20 protein-coding genes are annotated in these 17,489 nt (G+C 51.7%); 10 read left to right on the top strand and 10 right to left on the bottom strand.

From position 1 onward, the window contains the following. Positions 1 to 119 precede the first annotated feature (119 nt). Positions 120 to 1,013, bottom strand: a complete 894-nt coding sequence (locus ACY1JZ_RS04360; protein ID WP_462628217.1) for a hypothetical protein — start codon at positions 1,011 to 1,013, stop codon at positions 120 to 122. 363 nt (positions 1,014 to 1,376) lie between these two features. On the opposite strand from ACY1JZ_RS04360, the gene ACY1JZ_RS04355 reads away from it, so the two are divergent. Next, entirely contained in the window at positions 1,377 to 1,637 is a 261-nt protein-coding gene (locus ACY1JZ_RS04355) for a hypothetical protein (RefSeq protein ID WP_270170840.1), read from the top strand. Positions 1,638 to 1,719: 82 nt separating this feature from the next. Here ACY1JZ_RS04355 and cyoD read toward each other — a convergent pair whose 3' ends face one another. The 4 genes from cyoD to ACY1JZ_RS04335 are packed head-to-tail and all read right to left on the bottom strand — an operon-like array spanning position 1,720 to position 5,667. Continuing rightward, complete coding sequence (gene cyoD / locus ACY1JZ_RS04350) at positions 1,720 to 2,061, bottom strand: cytochrome o ubiquinol oxidase subunit IV (protein WP_270170842.1); 342 nt, start codon at positions 2,059 to 2,061, stop codon at positions 1,720 to 1,722. Then, positions 2,062 to 2,670: a cytochrome o ubiquinol oxidase subunit III gene (gene cyoC / locus ACY1JZ_RS04345; protein WP_270170843.1), complete on the bottom strand. Its 609-nt coding sequence runs from the start codon at positions 2,668 to 2,670 to the stop codon at positions 2,062 to 2,064. After that, a complete protein-coding gene (locus ACY1JZ_RS04340; protein ID WP_462628216.1) occupies positions 2,670 to 4,652 on the bottom strand; it encodes a cbb3-type cytochrome c oxidase subunit I in 1,983 nt (660 codons plus the stop codon). Before ACY1JZ_RS04340 ends, cyoC begins: the two co-directional genes overlap by 1 nt. A 31-nt stretch (positions 4,653 to 4,683) precedes the next feature. Further along, the gene (locus tag ACY1JZ_RS04335; RefSeq protein ID WP_462628375.1) at positions 4,684 to 5,667 is read right to left on the bottom strand and encodes a COX aromatic rich motif-containing protein; all 984 of its coding nucleotides are present in this window, start codon (positions 5,665 to 5,667) and stop codon (positions 4,684 to 4,686) included. A 483-nt stretch (positions 5,668 to 6,150) separates the two neighbouring features. Between ACY1JZ_RS04335 and ACY1JZ_RS04330 the strand changes: the two genes are divergently transcribed. Further along, entirely contained in the window at positions 6,151 to 7,026 is an 876-nt protein-coding gene (locus ACY1JZ_RS04330; protein WP_270170845.1) for an SMP-30/gluconolactonase/LRE family protein, read from the top strand. A 29-nt stretch (positions 7,027 to 7,055) separates the two neighbouring features. Next, positions 7,056 to 7,673: a DUF1349 domain-containing protein gene (locus ACY1JZ_RS04325; RefSeq protein WP_462628215.1), complete on the top strand. Its 618-nt coding sequence runs from the start codon at positions 7,056 to 7,058 to the stop codon at positions 7,671 to 7,673. Position 7,674: 1 nt separating this feature from the next. Here ACY1JZ_RS04325 and ACY1JZ_RS04320 read toward each other — a convergent pair whose 3' ends face one another. From ACY1JZ_RS04320 to spoVAC, 4 genes are all read right to left on the bottom strand, one after another. Further along, complete coding sequence (locus ACY1JZ_RS04320; RefSeq protein ID WP_462628214.1) at positions 7,675 to 8,424, bottom strand: alpha/beta hydrolase; 750 nt, start codon at positions 8,422 to 8,424, stop codon at positions 7,675 to 7,677. A gap of 125 nt (positions 8,425 to 8,549) precedes the next feature. After that, positions 8,550 to 9,413, bottom strand: coding sequence for a DUF421 domain-containing protein (locus tag ACY1JZ_RS04315; protein WP_462628213.1), 864 nt, complete (start codon positions 9,411 to 9,413; stop codon positions 8,550 to 8,552). A 2-nt stretch (positions 9,414 to 9,415) separates the two neighbouring features. Beyond that, positions 9,416 to 10,444 (bottom strand): stage V sporulation protein AD, encoded by a 1,029-nt coding sequence (gene spoVAD / locus ACY1JZ_RS04310; protein WP_462628212.1) that lies wholly within the window; start codon positions 10,442 to 10,444, stop codon positions 9,416 to 9,418. Positions 10,445 to 10,447: 3 nt separating this feature from the next. Beyond that, a complete protein-coding gene (gene spoVAC / locus ACY1JZ_RS04305; protein WP_270170850.1) occupies positions 10,448 to 10,930 on the bottom strand; it encodes a stage V sporulation protein AC in 483 nt (160 codons plus the stop codon). A gap of 229 nt (positions 10,931 to 11,159) precedes the next feature. Here spoVAC and ACY1JZ_RS04300 point away from each other — a divergent pair, with 229 nt between their 5' ends. From ACY1JZ_RS04300 to ACY1JZ_RS04290, 3 genes are all read left to right on the top strand, one after another. Further along, positions 11,160 to 11,366, top strand: a complete 207-nt coding sequence (locus ACY1JZ_RS04300) for a DUF1657 domain-containing protein (protein WP_270170851.1) — start codon at positions 11,160 to 11,162, stop codon at positions 11,364 to 11,366. A 128-nt stretch (positions 11,367 to 11,494) separates the two neighbouring features. Then, entirely contained in the window at positions 11,495 to 12,238 is a 744-nt protein-coding gene (locus ACY1JZ_RS04295; protein WP_270170852.1) for a polysaccharide deacetylase family protein, read from the top strand. A 211-nt stretch (positions 12,239 to 12,449) separates the two neighbouring features. Continuing rightward, a complete protein-coding gene (locus ACY1JZ_RS04290; protein ID WP_270170853.1) occupies positions 12,450 to 13,103 on the top strand; it encodes a phosphatase PAP2 family protein in 654 nt (217 codons plus the stop codon). Between the two features lie 126 nt (positions 13,104 to 13,229). On the opposite strand, the gene ACY1JZ_RS04285 is transcribed toward ACY1JZ_RS04290, so the two are convergent. After that, positions 13,230 to 14,639 (bottom strand): MATE family efflux transporter, encoded by a 1,410-nt coding sequence (locus tag ACY1JZ_RS04285; RefSeq protein WP_462628211.1) that lies wholly within the window; start codon positions 14,637 to 14,639, stop codon positions 13,230 to 13,232. 201 nt (positions 14,640 to 14,840) lie between these two features. Between ACY1JZ_RS04285 and ACY1JZ_RS04280 the strand changes: the two genes are divergently transcribed. From ACY1JZ_RS04280 to ACY1JZ_RS04265, 4 genes are all read left to right on the top strand, one after another. Then, positions 14,841 to 15,134, top strand: a complete 294-nt coding sequence (locus ACY1JZ_RS04280; protein WP_462628210.1) for a DUF6509 family protein — start codon at positions 14,841 to 14,843, stop codon at positions 15,132 to 15,134. 126 nt (positions 15,135 to 15,260) lie between these two features. Next, positions 15,261 to 15,605: a DUF1904 family protein gene (locus ACY1JZ_RS04275; RefSeq protein WP_462628209.1), complete on the top strand. Its 345-nt coding sequence runs from the start codon at positions 15,261 to 15,263 to the stop codon at positions 15,603 to 15,605. A 124-nt stretch (positions 15,606 to 15,729) separates the two neighbouring features. After that, on the top strand, positions 15,730 to 16,419 hold the full coding sequence (locus ACY1JZ_RS04270; protein WP_462628208.1) for a metal-dependent hydrolase: 690 nt from the start codon (positions 15,730 to 15,732) through the stop codon (positions 16,417 to 16,419). A 100-nt stretch (positions 16,420 to 16,519) separates the two neighbouring features. After that, entirely contained in the window at positions 16,520 to 17,383 is an 864-nt protein-coding gene (locus tag ACY1JZ_RS04265; protein WP_462628206.1) for an alpha/beta hydrolase family protein, read from the top strand. Positions 17,384 to 17,489: the final 106 nt, after the last annotated feature.

Raw genomic sequence — 17,489 nt, 5'->3', positions numbered from 1 at the left:
GACAGCCGACTATAATAAGGACCGAAACCGTGGAGAACAGCAAAGGCTGAATTAGAAAATTATAGGCTCTACCTTTTGATTTCATAGAATCGAAAGCATTATGGTCTGTTCCCATATTGCTATGCCCATGAGCTCTGTCTTAAGAATTCAGTAAAATTATGCAAAAATCCTACTTTTCCGCTGAGTTCTTTGGTAGATTCTCCTGGCCCCGTTTGATTCATCACTCTAAGATATTGGGTGCCTTGTTGTGCATAGTGGTTATTGTCATTCACGATGGCTAACCAAGCCTCCCACTCTATTTTAATATTGACATTGACGTCTACATTCCTGGTAAAAACTCCTTCAATTATATATGATCCTACTGTGGAAACAATAGCCCCTGAAACGATGGCCACAGTTAACGGACCGCCTAAAGCAGAGATAACTAATGAAACCGCAGTTCCAATTGTAATATTCCTCAAAAAGCTTACAGCCTGGGAAGAAGTGTATGTTGGCGAATCACGTTTATAATAACCATGTGCAATCATACCTCTATGCTCATTATTGTAGGAATTTCTGTATGTATACCCTTGATTGTAAGGCCATGATGGAGGAAAGGAACTGGATTGTAGCGTAAATGAACTTGCGGCTTCTGGTTTCTCAACTACGTCTGCGGCCATATCTTTGACATTCGATTTTTTAATAAGATCGTCTAATTTATAGAGTGTCTTTTTTTCTTTCATGCCTTGTTTATCCTTATTCCCTGTGTGATCAAAATATTCTGTTGACACAACTGTACCCGTAGATAAGTCCGTTCTTGCAGTGTGATCTAAAATGCCATTAATATAGACAACAATTGTACCATCCGATTCTTCAAAAATTTCAATTAGGTTTCCAACTGCATCATAGAATGCACTCTCATCCAAAGAACCTACAATCCTACTTGTATTATGTGTACTTGCTGAAGAGATCGTAGGCAAAACTAATACAAGACACAGTAGCAACAAGCAAATTTTACTCTGCATTTTCAACATTATTATCTTCTCCTTTTTATTTTTTTTGAGTAACTGCTCCTTTCTGCGATTTTATCTGGCTTCTTGTAAATAGTAATTGAGCACGACACCCAACACACCATCAACCTATCATAAAAACCAAAATTTGTAAACAATGTATAACAGCACTTATACAGTTTCACATACCCGCCCGGCATGAAGCTGCTAAGTCTTGCCGATGAGCTTAGAGGATGGTTCTATACGGCATGCTCGTATGCTCTTGACGGTATACATGCCATTCAGCATAATTGTGAACACAATTTTCGAAAAATTGTTGAAAAAAATTCGATATTGTGTCATAATTGTGACTATAATAAATCGCTTTCAGTTAGGGAGTGAATGAAGATGAACACCAATTCAAATACCATTAACCATAGTGATGTGGAAGAAAGAAATGTGAAGCCGCTTGTATCCCTGATGACCATTATGGCTTGGCTTGCTTTGGGAGTTGGCGTGGTGATGTGTCTGCTTAACTTAAACCATTTTAGTGATCAAAACCTTCAGCTAATGGTTGGAATTGGCTTCTTGATTGGCAGTGTGCAGATATATGTGATTCGCACCGCAATCCATCTTGTCAATAATCGCACATCAAAGCTGGTTAACTGATAAGCAGTTTCTGCTCATCCATAACACACATAGAAGCAGCCCCTCTAAACTAGGAGGGGCTGCTTCTATGTGTGTATTATAATCAATGAGCAACAACGTTGTACATCATAATCCAGATCGAGCCGGCGACGACGGTTATTACGATGACGAGCGCCAACAGGAGTGCCATCAGGTTGTAGCGCGGCTGCTTCTCATCCTTCAAGTGCATGAAGAATACCATCTGAACGACGAATTGCAGGATCGCGGTGATCAGAACAACTGCGACAGCAGCGGAGCCAGTGAGCAAGCCGCCAAGCACAACAGCCAGTGGAATAATGGTCAACACGATCGAGAGCGCGAAGCCTAGCACATAAGACTTGAGTGAACCGTGCGCTCCGTCATGATGGTCATGTGAGCCCTGATGAGTTGCTTTGCTATGAGCCATCTACATCACCCCCAACAGGTAAACGATCGAGAAGACGAAGATCCAGATAATATCCAGGAAGTGCCAGTACAAGCTGATGTTATTGAGCTTGCGCTTCATCTTCACAGTCAAGCCGTTGTTCTTCACCTGAATGATAAGCCCACTCATCCAGAACAAGCCGATGGTAACGTGGAAGCCATGCGTTCCTACCAAGATGAAGAAAGCGGTCAGGAAGGCGCTGGTAGGCAACGTTGCCCCTTCATTTACCAGGTGCACAAACTCATATACTTCCATCGAAATAAAGCTAAGTCCAAGCAGGGCGGTGACGATGAGCCACATTATCACTTGCTTTACCTTGCCTGCGTGCATCGCGAGCAACGCAAGCCCGCAGGTAAAGCTGCTCGTCAGCAAGACGAACGTTTCCGCGATAACGAGCGGCATCTTGAACAGTTCTTCCGCGCCTGGCCCGCCGTTGGTGTTGCCTTTGAGTATAATATAGGTTGCAAACAGTACAGAGAACAAGATAACGTCTGTAATCAGAAACATCCAAAAGCCAGTTGTTTTTAGCGACTCATGCTCTTCCTCATGAGAATGATGGTGAGCAGCGTGTGCAGCTGCATGATGTGCCATCAGCCTGCCCCCCTTACCGAAGCCTCAGTTTTCTTAATCTCATCAACTGGAATATAGTAGCCATCGTCCTTCTGGAAGGAACGGACCATCATCGTGATCGCTATACCCAGCAGCCCTGGTATAACCAGGAACATCCAATCCCATACAAAGCCGAAGCCTGCAATAAACCAGCAGAACGACTGAATGAACGGAATGCCTGACGAATCTGGCATATGAATCGGCTCGATTGGCCCGTTATCCGTTGGCTTCTGACCCGCTCTGCGGCGTTCTTTCTCCTCCCACCAGGAATCCACTTCCTTGATTTGTGGCACGACAGCAAAGTTATAAGCTGGCGCAGGGGATGGGAGAGACCATTCCAGCGTGCGACCGTTCCACGGATCGGCAGCATTGGCGCGATCCTGATTTTTGATGCTGTATGCAATCTGCCATACCTGGAAGATGAAGCCGACGCCCATCAGGAATGCACCGACCGTGGACACCATGTTCAGCGGCGTCCAGCCCAGATCCCAGCCCTGGCTCCAGTCGTACTCGTTGACGCGGCGTGTCATGCCCATCAGACCAAGCGCGTATTGTGGCATAAAGCAGACATAGAAACCGATATTCCAGAACCAGAACGCCCATTTGCCCAGACGCTCGTTCAATTTGAAGCCGAACATTTTTGGCCACCAGTAGTACAGGCCTGCGAAGAAGCCGAACACAACACCGCCAATCAGCACCTGATGGAAGTGCGCGATCAGGAAATAGCTGTTATGGAACTGGAAGTCTGCTGGAGCGACGGACAGCATTACGCCCGTCATGCCTCCGATAATAAAACAAGGTATAAAGGAGATCGCCCACATCATTGGCGTCTCGAAGGTAATCTTGCCTCGGAACATCGTAAACAGCCAGTTGAAGATCTTGACCCCTGTAGGAATCGCAATCAACATCGTCGTGACCGCAAAGAAGGCGTTGACGTTAGCGCCCGACCCCATCGTGAAGAAGTGGTGCGCCCAGGTGAAGAATGAGAAGACCGAGATCGACATCATCGCCAGCACCATGGAAGTATAACCGAACAGCTTCTTCCGCGAGAAGGTTGCGAAAATCTCGGAGAAGATCCCGAACGCAGGGAGTACGACAATGTAGACCTCAGGGTGTCCCCACATCCAGATTAAGTTAATATACATCATCGGGTTGCCGCCGCCATCCAGTGTGAAGAAATGGCCGCCGGCAAAACGGTCGATAAACAGCAGGAACATCGTGACCGTCAGAATCGGGAACGCCAGCATAATGGTCAGACAGCTTGCCAGTACAGACCAACTGAACATCGGTATGCGCAGCAGCTTCATGCCTGGCGCACGCATCTTGAGGATCGTCACCAGGAAGTTGATACCCGTCATTAAGCTACCGATACCGGAAATCTGTATCCCCCAGATATAGAAGTCCTGCCCGACGCCCGGGTTAAACTGTTTGCCAGAGAGCGGTGGATAAGCGAGCCAGCCCGCATCTGGAGAACCGCCGATAACGAACGACAGGTTGAATAGCATCGCGCCCCAGAAGAACAGCCAGAAGCTTAACGAGTTCAGGAAAGGGAACGCGACATCGCGTGCGCCGATCTGCAGTGGCACAATAACGTTGAACAGGCCGAACATCAGCGGCATCGCCATGAAGAGAATCATGATAACGCCGTGTGTCGTAAATACTTGGTTATAGTGATCCGCATTCAGAAACTCCATATTCGGAGCTGCGAGCTGCAGGCGCATCAGCAGGGCGTCAACCCCGCCGCGGAACAGCATCAGGATCGAGCAGATAATATACATGATGCCGATCTTCTTATGGTCGACAGTTGTGATCCATTCTTTCCATAGCCACACCCATTTCTTGAAATAGGTGAGTGTAAATACTATTGCCACAAGCGTCAGCGCAATGGCGACATCAGCGCCGTAGATGAGCGGATCGCCAGTGACGAAAAATTCAGACGCGAATGTCTTGATATTTTCCCACATAGTGGACTTCTCCTCCGTTCTAAATCATGCCCTATTGGCCGGTGTTAGCCGCTTCCTTGGATAGATGAGCAGCATGCTCATGCTGCATCGATTGCTCCTCATCCGCATCACTGCTAGACTCGTTGCCGGATTGCTTAATATGGTGATGTCCGCCCGTGCTGCCTTCTGGAATATACTTTGTCACGATCCGGTCAAACAGTCCTTCTGGGAAGGAAGAATAGAATTGCTCTTTCTCGACAATACCAGGCTTTTGCAGTTGGTCATAGCCTTCCTCTGTAAGGGCATTACCTGAGGCCTTCACTTCCTGAATCCATGCCTCATATTGCTCCTTGGATGTGGCTTCGGCTACAAATCTCATCTGCGCGAAGTCCTTGCCGCTAAAGTTAGCGCCGCTGCCGAAATATTTACCTGGCTCGTCAGCTTGCAGATGGATAAGCATTGCCATCCCCGACATCGTATAAATCTGACCACCGAGCTGCGGAATCCAGAAGGAGTTCATCGGCGCATCGGAGGTCAACTCGAAGCGAACCGGCACACTCTCTGGGAACTTGATATAGTTGACTGTAGCAATGCCCTCCTCAGGATAGAAGAACAGCCATTTCCAATCGAGCGAGGTGACTTGAATTCTTACTTCCTTCTCTGTCGACTCAATCGGCTTGGTTGGCTCCAGGGCATAGGTATAGCGAACTGTAACCACGCCCAGGATGGCAATAATAATAATCGGGATGGCCCACCATATCGCTTCAAGACGACTGTCATGAGACCATTTGGGCTTATACGGGCTTGTGCGTCCAGGCTTGTCGCGATAACGCCATACAATGACACCGGCTAGAATCATGACGGGCACGATAATAATCGCGCAGAGGATCGTGGTAATAATGATTAGATCTTTTTGGCCCTGACCGATGGGTCCCTTAGGGTCAAGCACCAGGTACTGATCACCGCAGGCCGATAACAGCACAGTCATTGCCACAAGAGGCGCTGCAGTCAAAAGTCGTTTGGCCAACCGGGACATTTTCAACATTCTCATCTCCTTAAACGTATGGTTCGTTTCACCATGGTAACATGTGCGGGTATTGTAATATGTGATTTTAATCACATACTCTTTTCGGCACAGTGATGCTTAATGCCCCCCTGGCAGCCGATTACGCCGTCATATTCCCCCCCAATTGACATCTTTATTACCGGGTTTGAAACGTAACTGTGGTCGCAGTCAAGTGCGCTTAGAATAAAGATAACAGATTTCAAAGCTTGTGGATGGTTCGTAACAATCATTTCATCAATTGTTCGACAATTTGTAACGAAAAGATTGCGAATTTGTGACTTTATAGACGGCATGGATCTATTCCATGCTGCAATATCACAGTGTGGGCAGGATTTTTGGATGAAGCTGCCGAACATGGTGTATGAAGGCAATCGGATGGCCGTGTCATGATTGCAGCGCAGGCTGCTGCCAGAGCGGATTGCTAATCCTTAATAAGCTGGGCGGTTGATACAAATGAGCAATTGGGAAGTGCTTACAGATGTTCGAGCAATATTGGGGGAAGGGCCTGTATGGGATACGCGCAACGGGTATTTATATTGGGTAGATATTGAGGGGCAGCGTTTCTATGAGTACGATGTTGCTGATAACACACTGCGGACACATGAAGCCGGGCAACGAATCGGAGCGGTGGTGCCGCGCAGCAGCGGAGGTTTCCTTGCCGCTATGGAGCAGGGCTTGTATCTATATGATACAGTAAGCGGCGAGTGGACGGAGTGGAACGATACCGAGCGGGAGCGGACAGATAATCGGTTCAATGACGGAAAATGCGATGCGAACGGCAGATTGTGGGCAGGTACGATGTCCCTGCGTGGACTGGAGCGCCAAGGATCGCTATACCGCTTCAATGCGGATGGAAGTGCAAGGCGGATGGAAACGGAAATCGGCACCTCTAACGGGTTGGCATGGAGCTTGGACAATAAGCATTTCTATTATATTGACTCCAATGCCAGATGTGTAGCCGCTTATGATTATGATCTGGAGAAAGGGGAGATTGGCGGACGCCGAACGATCCTGGAGATCCCGCAGGAGGCGGGCTCGCCAGATGGGATGAGCATTGACAGTGAAGGCATGCTATGGATCGCCCACTGGGGCGGCTACAAGGTGGCCCGCATGAACCCGGCGACAGGGGAGACATTGGAGGAAATCAAGCTGCCTGCTCCGCTCGTGACCTCGTGCTGCTTTGGCGGGGCTGAGATGGATGAGCTCTATATAACAACGGCAAGAGTCGGGTTAAGCGACGAGGTGCTTCATGAGTATCCGCTCTCCGGCGCTTTGTTCCGGGTAAAGGTGGGCGTGAAGGGTACAGCATCTGTGCCGTTCGGCGGTTAGAAGCGAATCAAGTGGAGGAGGAGCCAAGGATGAATTATTTTGATCAATGCTCCGGGAGAACACTTCATCCTGAGCTAAGCTGGCTCAATGAGCCAGAGCAATGGCAGTTTGAGAAGGGGGCGCTCCATGTAGCTGCTCCGGCTGGCGGGGATTTTTTTGTTGATCCTGGCGGAGCCGTCTATAAGGATGCGGCCCCGTTCCTATATGCCAAGGTGCGCGGAGATTTTACGGTGATCACGCAGGTGAAGGTCGAGATGCAGGAGATTTATGATTCCGGCTGCCTGATGATCATGGCGGATCGTCGCAATTGGGCGAAGCTCTGTTATGAGCTGTTCCCTGATCATCCTTCTATCGTGAGCGTAGTAACACGCGGAACCTCGGATGACAGTGTGGCCGGGAGATTGGAGATCGGCAGTCCGTATCTACGTGCAGCAAGGTCAGGCAACACCTTCGCCTTTCACTATTCGTTGGACGGCGTAGAGTGGAGACTGGTTCGTTACTTCGGTATGGACGTCCCGGAGGAAGTGATGGTTGGCATCGTCGCTCAGTCTCCTGTAGGAGCAGGCAGCCGTTCCGTATTCGAACGGCTGCATATAATTCCACAGGCTACGGGGGATATTCGAACGGTAGGCGAAGACAAGTCATGAATTAGTGCTGACCCAGATTGTCCAGCCAGGCGATCAGCTTGGCGGCTGTTTCCTCCAATTGCTGCTCAGGGGAGATGGTCGCCGGCAGATCGCCTTTTTGCACGCCATAGCTGCCGAATTGCCCATGATTGCCACCCTCGATCCTCTCGTAGAGAGCAGTGGCAGGCAAATATTGCTTGCTGGTCTCATAGGCCTCATGATTCAGGAGACCATCATTAGCGGCGGTGATGGATAGCACGGGAATGGCTGTAGCAGCCAGGCTGCCCTTGGCGTCGGGGTACGAGGCCAGATAGAAGACGCCGGCAAGCTGCTGCGGATGGGCTGCGGCAAAGCGTGAAGCCATCACACCGCCGAGGGAGTGACCGCCGATGACGTAGCTCCGCTGCGGTTCGGACGGTATCCTCTCATTTGCCCGCCCCTCGCCCAGGATCGCCAGATTGAGCGGCATTTTGGCGATGTAGGTGCGGTAGCCTGCTTCCGCCAGTCGTAATGCAAGGGGAGCGTAGCTCTCCGGCTTGACCAGGGCACCTGGATATAAGATGATGTCTGGATGATCTGACAGGGGGCGGAGCGGCTCGAATTGTATCCAATCCCCGGATGTAGCGACCTGCACGGAAGCCGTCCCATTCATAGCTGTCTGTGCGGCCTGGTCAGGTGCATAAGGCCTTAGATACATAGCCGCTGCGATACCGAGGATGAGGAGGGCTGCCAGGAGCAGCTTCCACCACTTGAATTGAAACCATGTTTTCATTTTCGTTCATTTCTCCTTTGTCTGAAACTTGCCATGCAAATAAACGTAATTATGCATGCCCCGAAGGTGAAATGCAAGCAGAAACCCCACTGTCTGTGGGAGGACAATGGGGTGTTCAGGCGACTTCAACCGCTCTGCAGAGCGGGCTTCAACTGCGCGATCAACCGTTCCAGTTGCTCGGCATTGCGCCCATACATCTGTTTGGATGCGCGATCCTTGGTCGCCAGGGCGAACAGTTCCAGGTCAGCCTGCAGCTTCTTCAGATTGGCGAGCAGCAGCGCTTTGCTCTGCGGAGCGGGGACTTGCAATTTATCATCATAGACATCGACATACAATTGCTGATAAGCATCGACCTGTCCGATAAATACATTCTCTACCGTCAAGCCGATCTTCTCAAGCTCCGTATTCAGCCAACCTCGGCTCAGTCCGAGCGTGGCTAGTGGCTCATCCATGTAGTTGCCGTCGATGATGACGGTCTGAGGCTCCTCTTCTTTGATCATCTTCACGCCAAGCTGACTTGGAGTCAGCGGCTGCTTGTCGGGCTTGAGCAGGACACTCAGCTCACCGTTTGTTTCCAGTACAGCGAATTCCACATCCGCCATGTTGAATACATTTTTGCCTCGGAGCTGCTCCAGCAGCTCATCTGCCGTCAGGCGCTCCTTCTTGAGATTATCCTCAAGCACCTTGCCTCCTTTAATAATGACTCGTCCCTTACCCTCAAACCAGTGGCGCAGCAAGGTGCTCTTCATCGTGAGCAGCTCGGCTCCGAATGGTACGCTGAACCAGACGAGCATTGCGATAAAGCCATGGATAAAGTGAGCCTCCACATCGGTCGAGATAAAGCCGGCTAGCTCTCCAAGTGTAATTCCGAGTACATATTCAAAAAAGGAAAGCTGCGAAATCTGCTTCTTGCCAAGCAGTCGTGTCATGATAAACAATACCGTGAGCGCGGTTAAGGAACGGATAACGATGGACAGCCACATCGGCATGATTAGCCCCCCTGCATCGTTTCGTCATCATAATGAATCGCAACTGCATGGGCAATTCCCGGGATGCTCTCGCCTTGCTGCAGGGCGAGGGGAGACATGAGCGCTCCGGTGGCCACCACGAGCAGACGCTTGATCTCGCCCTTGCGCATACGTTTCATAAGATGCCCATAGGTGACGACTGCGCAGCAGCCACAACCGCTTCCCCCGGATTGCACCATCTGCTGATTGTAATCGTAGATCATCATGCCACAATCCTGGAAGTTGGTCAGATGAATCGGGATGTTGTGCTTCTCGAATAAGTCACAAGCCAGCGTGTGACCTACCTTGGCCAAGTCTCCGGTAACGATCATATCATACGCGTCCGGTCCAATCCTCAAATCTCGGAAATGCGCAGTAATGGTATCGACCGCCGCCGGAGCCATCGCAGCTCCCATGTTGAATGGGTCCTTAATCCCCATATCGATGACCCGTCCTATGGTGGCGGCAGCGATCACCGGCCCCTTACCCTGATTGGATACAACTGCCGCTCCTGCACCGGTTACGGTGTATTGGGCATAAGGAGGCTTCTGTGAGCCGTACTCGGTCGGATAGCGAAACTGTTTCTCTGCAGTGGAGTTGTGGCTGCAGGTGCCTGCCAGCACATGCTTGGCCCCGCGGGAATTGATCAGATAGGCAGCAAGCGCAAGGCTCTCCATCGAGGTGGAGCAGGCGCCGAACACGCCAAGATAGGGCACCCCGAAGGTGCGCGCAGCATAGCTGGTGCTTGTGATCTGGTTCATCAGGTCGCCACCTATGAAAAAATCGATGTTCTCCTTGAGCAGCCCTGATTGTTCTATGGCTACCTTCGCAGCATCCTCAAACAACACCTTTTCCGCCTTTTCCCAGCTCTCCTGATTAAGCAGTGAGTTGCCGTGAATCAGGTCGAAGTCATCTGCAAGCGGGCCTCGTCCCTCGAAGGGGCCGACAACGGCAGCCGAGGAAGACAGAATCGGTCGGTTGCGAAATACCCAGGTTTGATGCCCTTCCAGCATGAATCATCCACCTCCTCTGGCAAGATCAATGAGCATATGCACATTGCCCACAATGAAAGCTGCCACCGTACCAAATACAATGACAGAACCGGCAAGCTCAAACATGTTGGCGCCTGTACCCAGCACCAGCCCCTCGCTGCGATGCTCGATCGCAGCCGATGTCATCGAATTGGCAAAGCCAGTGACTGGCACCGCAGACCCGGCTCCGGCCCACTGTCCCAGCTTATCGTATAGGCCGAGGCTGGTTAGAATGACCGATAGCATAATCATGACAGCGACTGTCGGATTGCCTGCCTTTGTTTCATCCATTCCTCCCCAGTATACAAATGCATTCTGAATGGCTTGTCCGAGCACACAGATTAGACCGCCGCATAGAAAGGCACGCAGGCAATTGCGCGCCGTCTTCCTCTTAGGCTGCCTTGCCAGCGCCATCTGGTTGTATTCCTGCTGGAGCGGAGTTAGCTTCTTGAGCTTGCTCTTCTGCATGTGGATCACCTCTTAACAGTTGTTTGTAACGCCACCTATTGGGCGATGTCACAGGCGGCATCCGCCATCGCTCATATGCAGTCATTATTCCACCATAGGTTCAAATTATGAATAAATTACGGAGGGCGAATGTGCATGAAATTTCCTGTTTTGCTAGTTACAGATTAAGGGAAGGCTATCAGGGTCGCCGTATGGTAAGGCAAAAATATAAATGGAAAGAGGGACGAAGATGACCGTTGCAAGTCAAGTCAAAACATGTGTCGCTTCATTAAAGAGTGCGCAAGCTAGCCTGGAGCAGTTCGCTCTAGCTACTCAAAACCAGGAAGCGAAAACCTTGTTCACGAATGCTGCCGAGCAGACGCAGCAAATCGTAGACCAAGTATCTGCAAGGGTACAGCAGCTTGAAAATGAGGAGCCGCAATACAAAGGGTTCTAGGGCGGCATAGCGTAAAATTGTTGCAGCATCGTATAGCATGGCCTGGACGCTGTATTATTGATCATAAGAACAGAGGAGCTGGCTAGCCGCAGTAGGCGGCTCCTCGTTTCTGATGGAGAGGTGCAGTAATGAGAGCATTGAAGCTTATCCTGCTAGGTCTAATGTTGGTCTGGCCATGTTCGGCAGAGCTGAGCGCCGCGCCCAAGGGCGGCAGAGCTTATTATGAGGCGCGCGGGGAAGTCATATGGGAGGTGCCGGGAGAGAAGAAACTGCTGGCGCTTACATTTGATGATGGACCTGACCCGGAGGATACCCCTAAAATTCTAGATATGCTGGCTAGCTTTCAGGTGAAGGCTACTTTCTTTGTCATTGGCAGTAAGGCAAGCAAGCACCCCGATTTATTGAAGCGAGAAATGGAGGAAGGCCATGAGATCGCCAATCATACCTACACCCATCATTTTTTTGATCGAAGATCCTCTGCCGAGAAGATCGATAACGAAATAACAAAGACGCAGCAGGTCATACGCGATATTACCGGCAAAGGGCCGAAGCTGTTCCGTCCTCCTGGCGGCATGTTTAATGATGCCGTGCTGCGTCATGCCCGAAAGCAGGGGCTTCAGACGATTATGTGGTCGTGGCATCAGGATACGAAGGATTGGTCTCGCCCAGGAGTGCAATTTATTGTAAAAAAAGTCTTGAACAACGTGCGTAATGGCGATATTATATTGCTACATGACTATGTAAGCGGCAAGAGCCAGACGATTCAGGCGCTTGAGGTCATATTGCCCGCTCTGCGCAAGCAGGGCTATGAGTTTGTTACCGTCTCGGAGCTGCTCTCCAGTGCCGGGCATCTCGTTCCATCCATGAAGTAGGCATCGGCTCCACCCGATGCCTCTCTGGGTGCCATCAAGCGTCAAAGCTGCATGTAATGCTAACGGTACAGGCCTCCACCTTCTGGCGGCCCCGACCCTTAGTTGCAGCCTTCCCCGCGTCTGGTGCTTGCCCTATCGATCAGGTCATGATACGCATCGGTTTGCCTGTTCAAGCTGAAATCTCGTTGCCAGATAGGAGTATATTCGAATTATGAAGCTCGGAGCCCGATTATCGGGCGCATTGTTGTTAAGTCTTCTGTGCGCTGTTGCTTTTGGGTGGCTTGCCTATATGGTCGGCAGAGATGCCATTCACTCCTTTGACCTTGCCATCATCCATGTCATCCAGGGCTGGGAGAAGCCTGAGCTGACGCGCTTCATGGAAGCGCTAGCTGTGATCGGCTCCACCAGGCCGGTCATGCTGATCTCGGTTACAGCCATGCTATTGCTAGGCTTGCTGCTGCGGCATCGCAAGGAGCTGATCCTGTTTGTGTTTGCGGCAGGCGGTTCGGCGCTGCTGAATGTGGCGCTCAAGAACGCTTTTGTACGCGAGCGGCCTACGATCTACCGGATCGTTGAGGAGAGCGGGTATAGCTTTCCGAGCGGACATGCGATGGCGGCCTTCAGCCTATATGGCATTCTCGCTTATCTGCTGTGGAAGCATATTCCTGCGAAGTGGGGGCGTGTGCTATTGTTGGCAGTAACTACGCTGATCATCTGCACGATGGGGATTAGCCGCATCTATCTGGGCGTTCACTATCCCAGCGACATCATCGGCGGCATTCTCGCCAGTGGCTTCTGGCTGGCTGTCTGCATCGGGATCTACACACATTATACAACCCGGCGACCAGCCAAGCGCTATTCGTAATGCTTCTCTCAGGCTTCCTTGCTCCGATGAGCAGGGGAGCCTGCTTGCTAGTACGAACATACGAACAGAGCCTTCAACGATGCCATGGTGGCATGGGTTGAAGGCTCTGTTAATGAACGTACAGGATCAGTGGGCAGGCACAGGCGGCTGATCTGCCGCATCAGGCTTGACTAGCGCGTGCTTCTCCCAGGAGCGGCTGCGCCAGCGGTATGACATAATAAATGCGCGCATCCACTCATCGGCTGCGATCGCCAGCCAGATACCGGCCAGCCCCATGTCAAGCTGGAACACAAGCACGTAGCCGAGCGGGACACTCATGCCGACCATGGTGAACATGCCGACCCATAGCGGGAACTTGGCGTCTCCCGAGGCGCGCAACGAATTAACGATAATGATGTTGATTGTTCTCCCGGTCTCCAGCACGATGCTGAGTAGCAGTACTTGGGCGCCGAGGCGAATAATCTCCGGATCATCGGTGAAGATCGACATGAGCTGCACGCGGAAGGTGATAATGATAGCGATCATGACCAATGTAGCAATGCTCGCAGAGCGCGCGCTTTTCCATACCCGGATGTAGGCCGCGTCCGGGCGTCCGGCGCCGACCATGCGACCGACGATAATGGAGGTGCCCATGCCGATCGCGAAGGCGAACAGGTAGATGAACATCGAGATATTCCCCGCGTATTGTCTGGCTGCCATGGAGGCTTCCCCCAGGAAGGTGGCGTAGAACAAAAACACCATCTGACAGGAATGGTACATCACCTGCTCGAGTGCAGACGGGATGCCAATCTTCAAGATTTTGGCGATATAGCTTTTGGACAGAGCGAAGTAATATTGCCATTCTATACGAACCGCCATAATTCGATACAGCAGCCAGAAAAAGACCACGATGGCTAGCGCCCGGCTGGCGACCGAGGAGATTGCAGCGCCTTCCACCCCAAGCTGAGGCATGCCCAGCTTGCCGAAGATCAACGCATAGTTGCCGACGATATGGATGATGTTCATCCCGAGCGATACATACATCGCTTCTTTGGTATAGCCGTGTACACGGATGATGGCGGCCAGCGAGTTAATGATGGCTTGCAGGAAGATCGCGCCACCGACGATGACGAGATAGCTCTTGGCGAATTCCAGTATCTCGCCCCGCAGATTCATCGTTTCCAGCATGCGGTGCCCCATCGCAATAAAGACTCCGCTGATCGCCAGACCGACGATCAGGTTCATGGTCACAGCGAGCGCCGAGATGCGCGAAGCCTCCATAAATTTGCGTGACCCGATATACTGGGCGACAACAATGGATGCCCCATTGCCTATTACCTCCAGGATCAGAATGGAAATGTGAAGAAACTGATTCGCTGCCCCGACTCCGGACACAGCATTGTCAGAAATTTCGCTAAGCATGAGCGTGTCGACGATACCCATGAGCATAAACAGAAATATTTCGAAAAAAATAGGCCACGTCAGGGAGAACAAGTGCAGCTCCTTGCCTGGTTGCTGATCGTTGGCGCGCACTGGAGCTGTCTTGGCAGCTTTCATGTTGGATCATCTTCTTTCGTTATCAAAATAGGCCAAATCGTATCGTAGCATAAAGCACAGCGCTTTGCATCAAAAAAATTGTGCGCTAAAGCGCAAGATTCTCTGGCATGTTGAGCAAGGTAATGCTACAATCCAATTCACGAACCTGTTGCTGCGATAAACAAGGTGGCAGGCGAAGAGGACAGAAAGTGAGGATGGCGCGTGAATATTATTGAATTTCAAGTGGAGTATGTCAAAGACCCGTTCGGTATATTGGATGGCCGGCGTTATGAATTTATATTGGATCTGGAGCTGGACGAGGAGGACGAGCTGTACTCGCCGCACGGCGTCTATGTGAAGGCCATCTACAGGGTGGACGAAGGGGGCGGCAGCGTGGTGAAGCATGAGCTGTACGAGCGCACAACGAACCGATACCTGGAGTTCGAGCTGGAGGACGAGGAGCTGGCCGAGTTGGAAGCCTTCTGCGCGGCGCATTATGCGGAGGCGGACGAGTAAGAAGTGCGCTGTCCTGTAGCTGGTAAGCCTACGCCTGCGTGCCTGAGGCTTCCCATAAGCACGTAGCTGTTTGTTGGCGGCGTGAGGCTATAGGGCTCCGATCGAATCGCTAAGGAGGATATATCGATGCCCCAATTAACAGTAAGAGGAGTAGAGGCGTCAGTCATCGCACAGGTGAGCGCGGCACTGCTCGAAGATATGGCTCAGCTATGCGAATGCGGGACAGATAACTTCACCATCGATTGCCTGCAGCTTACAGCGGTAGGTGCTGATGGTGTAAGTGTAGTGTTTCCATTTGTAGAGGTAGCATGGTTCGAGCGTGGCCGAGAGGTTCGGGATCAACTGGCCCGATGTATTGCGAGCCATCTGACCGAAGCAGGAATTCAGGAGGTCGAGATCGCATTTAAGGTATATGAGCAGGATAGCTACTATATAAATGGACGCTCGTGCGCCAGGATGCAAGATAGCTAGTCAAGCGGTTTGTGTCCTTGGAGCAGTTAGTATAAAATGGGAATAGCGGGGCGGGTGTTAAGCTGCCCGCTGTGTGGGCTTGAGAGCTCCCCGTATACAACTGTTCATATAGGAGGTAGTAGCGTTGGACATTATCTATCACGGACATTCCTGTATTCAGATTACCTCAGGCGACCAATCGATTATTATTGATCCGTTCATCACCCATAATCCGCTGGCGACAGTAAGTGCGGACGATATTCGGGTGAAGCACATTTTGCTTACTCATGCGCATGAGGACCATATTGGTGATGCCGCGCTCATCGCCAGAAACAATGATGCAACGATCGTGTCGATGGTCGAGCTGGCGAACTATTTTAGCTTCCAGGGCTTGCGCACGCACGGGATGAATCTGGGAGGAGCGCGTGAATTCGAATTCGGCAAGGTGAAGCTGACGCAAGCCTTCCATAGCTCTGGCATTACGCTGCCGCAGGAGAAGCAGATTATGTATATGGGCATGGCGAGCGGACTTCTACTGACGATCGAGGGCAAGACGATCTATCATGCTGGGGATACAGCGCTATTCAGTGATATGAAGATGTATGGCGAGCTGAACAGCATTGATCTTGCGTTCCTGCCGATCGGGGACAATTATACGATGGGGCCTGAAGATGCGATGATAGCGGCGGGTTGGCTCCGTGCGAAGCTGACAGTGCCGGTGCATTACAATACGTTCGATCTCGTGAAGCAGGACGGTCGGCAGTTCGTGGACAAGTTGGCGGAGAATGGACTGGATGGCTTGTTCGTGCAGCCTGGAGAGTCGTTCCGGCTGTAGCCTTGTTCTAGCCTGGATGTGGCCTGTCAGGCGATCAGTGCAGCCCAAGCCGCCTGGCAGAGGCTTGCTTGGATGACGAGAGGGAATGGAGGAGACGGTGATGAACGAGAGGTCCTTTCAGTATACGCTGGAATCAGCGGATCGCGAGGAGCGCATCATTCGCGGCACTATCCACTATGCCGCAGCCCAAGAGCCGCGAGGCACGGTCGTGCTGCTGCACGGCTTCAAAGGCTTCAAGGATTGGGGGATGTTTCCTTATGTCGCCCAGCGGCTGGCCCAATCGGCGGATGTGATCCGGTTCAATATGTCACGCGCCGGTGTGGGAGCTTCACTGACGGAGTTTGATGAATTGTCCAAGTTCGGGAGACAGACCATCTCCGGGGATCTGGAAGATCTGGGCAGTCTCCTTGATCGTCTGCGCAGCGGGACGCTGCCTATCGATGGCGGCAGAGCCCCTGCGTCGCAGCAAGTGATTCTGCTCGGCCACAGCCGCGGTGGCGGCGAAGCGCTCGTCTGGGCGCTGGATCACCCGGAAGCGGTAGCTGGCGTCATCACCTGGAATGGGACGGTGCGGTTCGAGGATATGTTCGGGGAGAAGGAGCTGCAGACCATGCGAGAGCAGGGCGTGGCGATGATCCACAATGCCCGTACTGGTCAGCAGATGCCGCTGGAACGAGTGATCGCAGACGATTTGTTGTTGTATCGGGAACGATACGACATGGTGAGTCGAATCATTGAGCTGTCTGTACCGGCATTGCTCATCCAAGGGGAGCAGGACTTCGAGCGTCTCGTTCGCGGCTCGGAGCTGCTGGCAGAGCGCAACCGCTCGCTGGAGCGGGTGATCATCGAAGGGGGCGACCACACCTTTGGCGGGAAGCATCCCTTTCAGGGGACGACGGCTGCGCTTGATGCGGCGATTGCGGTGGCATTGGAGCGCATCGAGCGTTGGCTGGCAGCATCCTGAATTTAATGAACCTCTGAACACATAGCTCTCTCGCCGCTGAGCGAGGGTATGGATGCGGGCGAGCAGAGCTTTGACAGCTTGGAGATGCCGACCTATAATGGATAGG

Source organism: Paenibacillus sp. J5, assembly GCF_054955055.1.
The sequence above is the reverse complement of the archived record's forward strand: the minus strand, read 5'-3'. Positions and strand labels throughout refer to the sequence as shown.

Coding starts and splice junctions, on each gene's coding strand:
- ACY1JZ_RS04300 (WP_270170851.1), top strand. CDS start 11,160: ATGACCGTTGCAAGTCAAGTCAAAACATGTGTCGCTTCATTAAAGAGT.
- cyoC (WP_270170843.1), bottom strand. CDS start 2,670: ATGGCACATCATGCAGCTGCACACGCTGCTCACCATCATTCTCATGAG.
- ACY1JZ_RS04275 (WP_462628209.1), top strand. CDS start 15,261: ATGCCCCAATTAACAGTAAGAGGAGTAGAGGCGTCAGTCATCGCACAG.
- ACY1JZ_RS04355 (WP_270170840.1), top strand. CDS start 1,377: ATGAACACCAATTCAAATACCATTAACCATAGTGATGTGGAAGAAAGA.
- ACY1JZ_RS04320 (WP_462628214.1), bottom strand. CDS start 8,424: ATGAAAACATGGTTTCAATTCAAGTGGTGGAAGCTGCTCCTGGCAGCC.
- ACY1JZ_RS04295 (WP_270170852.1), top strand. CDS start 11,495: ATGAGAGCATTGAAGCTTATCCTGCTAGGTCTAATGTTGGTCTGGCCA.
- ACY1JZ_RS04360 (WP_462628217.1), bottom strand. CDS start 1,013: ATGTTGAAAATGCAGAGTAAAATTTGCTTGTTGCTACTGTGTCTTGTA.
- ACY1JZ_RS04340 (WP_462628216.1), bottom strand. CDS start 4,652: ATGTGGGAAAATATCAAGACATTCGCGTCTGAATTTTTCGTCACTGGC.
- ACY1JZ_RS04330 (WP_270170845.1), top strand. CDS start 6,151: ATGAGCAATTGGGAAGTGCTTACAGATGTTCGAGCAATATTGGGGGAA.
- ACY1JZ_RS04335 (WP_462628375.1), bottom strand. CDS start 5,667: ATGTCCCGGTTGGCCAAACGACTTTTGACTGCAGCGCCTCTTGTGGCA.
- ACY1JZ_RS04290 (WP_270170853.1), top strand. CDS start 12,450: ATGAAGCTCGGAGCCCGATTATCGGGCGCATTGTTGTTAAGTCTTCTG.
- cyoD (WP_270170842.1), bottom strand. CDS start 2,061: ATGGCTCATAGCAAAGCAACTCATCAGGGCTCACATGACCATCATGAC.
- spoVAC (WP_270170850.1), bottom strand. CDS start 10,930: ATGCAGAAGAGCAAGCTCAAGAAGCTAACTCCGCTCCAGCAGGAATAC.
- ACY1JZ_RS04315 (WP_462628213.1), bottom strand. CDS start 9,413: ATGCCGATGTGGCTGTCCATCGTTATCCGTTCCTTAACCGCGCTCACG.
- spoVAD (WP_462628212.1), bottom strand. CDS start 10,444: ATGCTGGAAGGGCATCAAACCTGGGTATTTCGCAACCGACCGATTCTG.
- ACY1JZ_RS04265 (WP_462628206.1), top strand. CDS start 16,520: ATGAACGAGAGGTCCTTTCAGTATACGCTGGAATCAGCGGATCGCGAG.
- ACY1JZ_RS04325 (WP_462628215.1), top strand. CDS start 7,056: ATGAATTATTTTGATCAATGCTCCGGGAGAACACTTCATCCTGAGCTA.
- ACY1JZ_RS04285 (WP_462628211.1), bottom strand. CDS start 14,639: ATGAAAGCTGCCAAGACAGCTCCAGTGCGCGCCAACGATCAGCAACCA.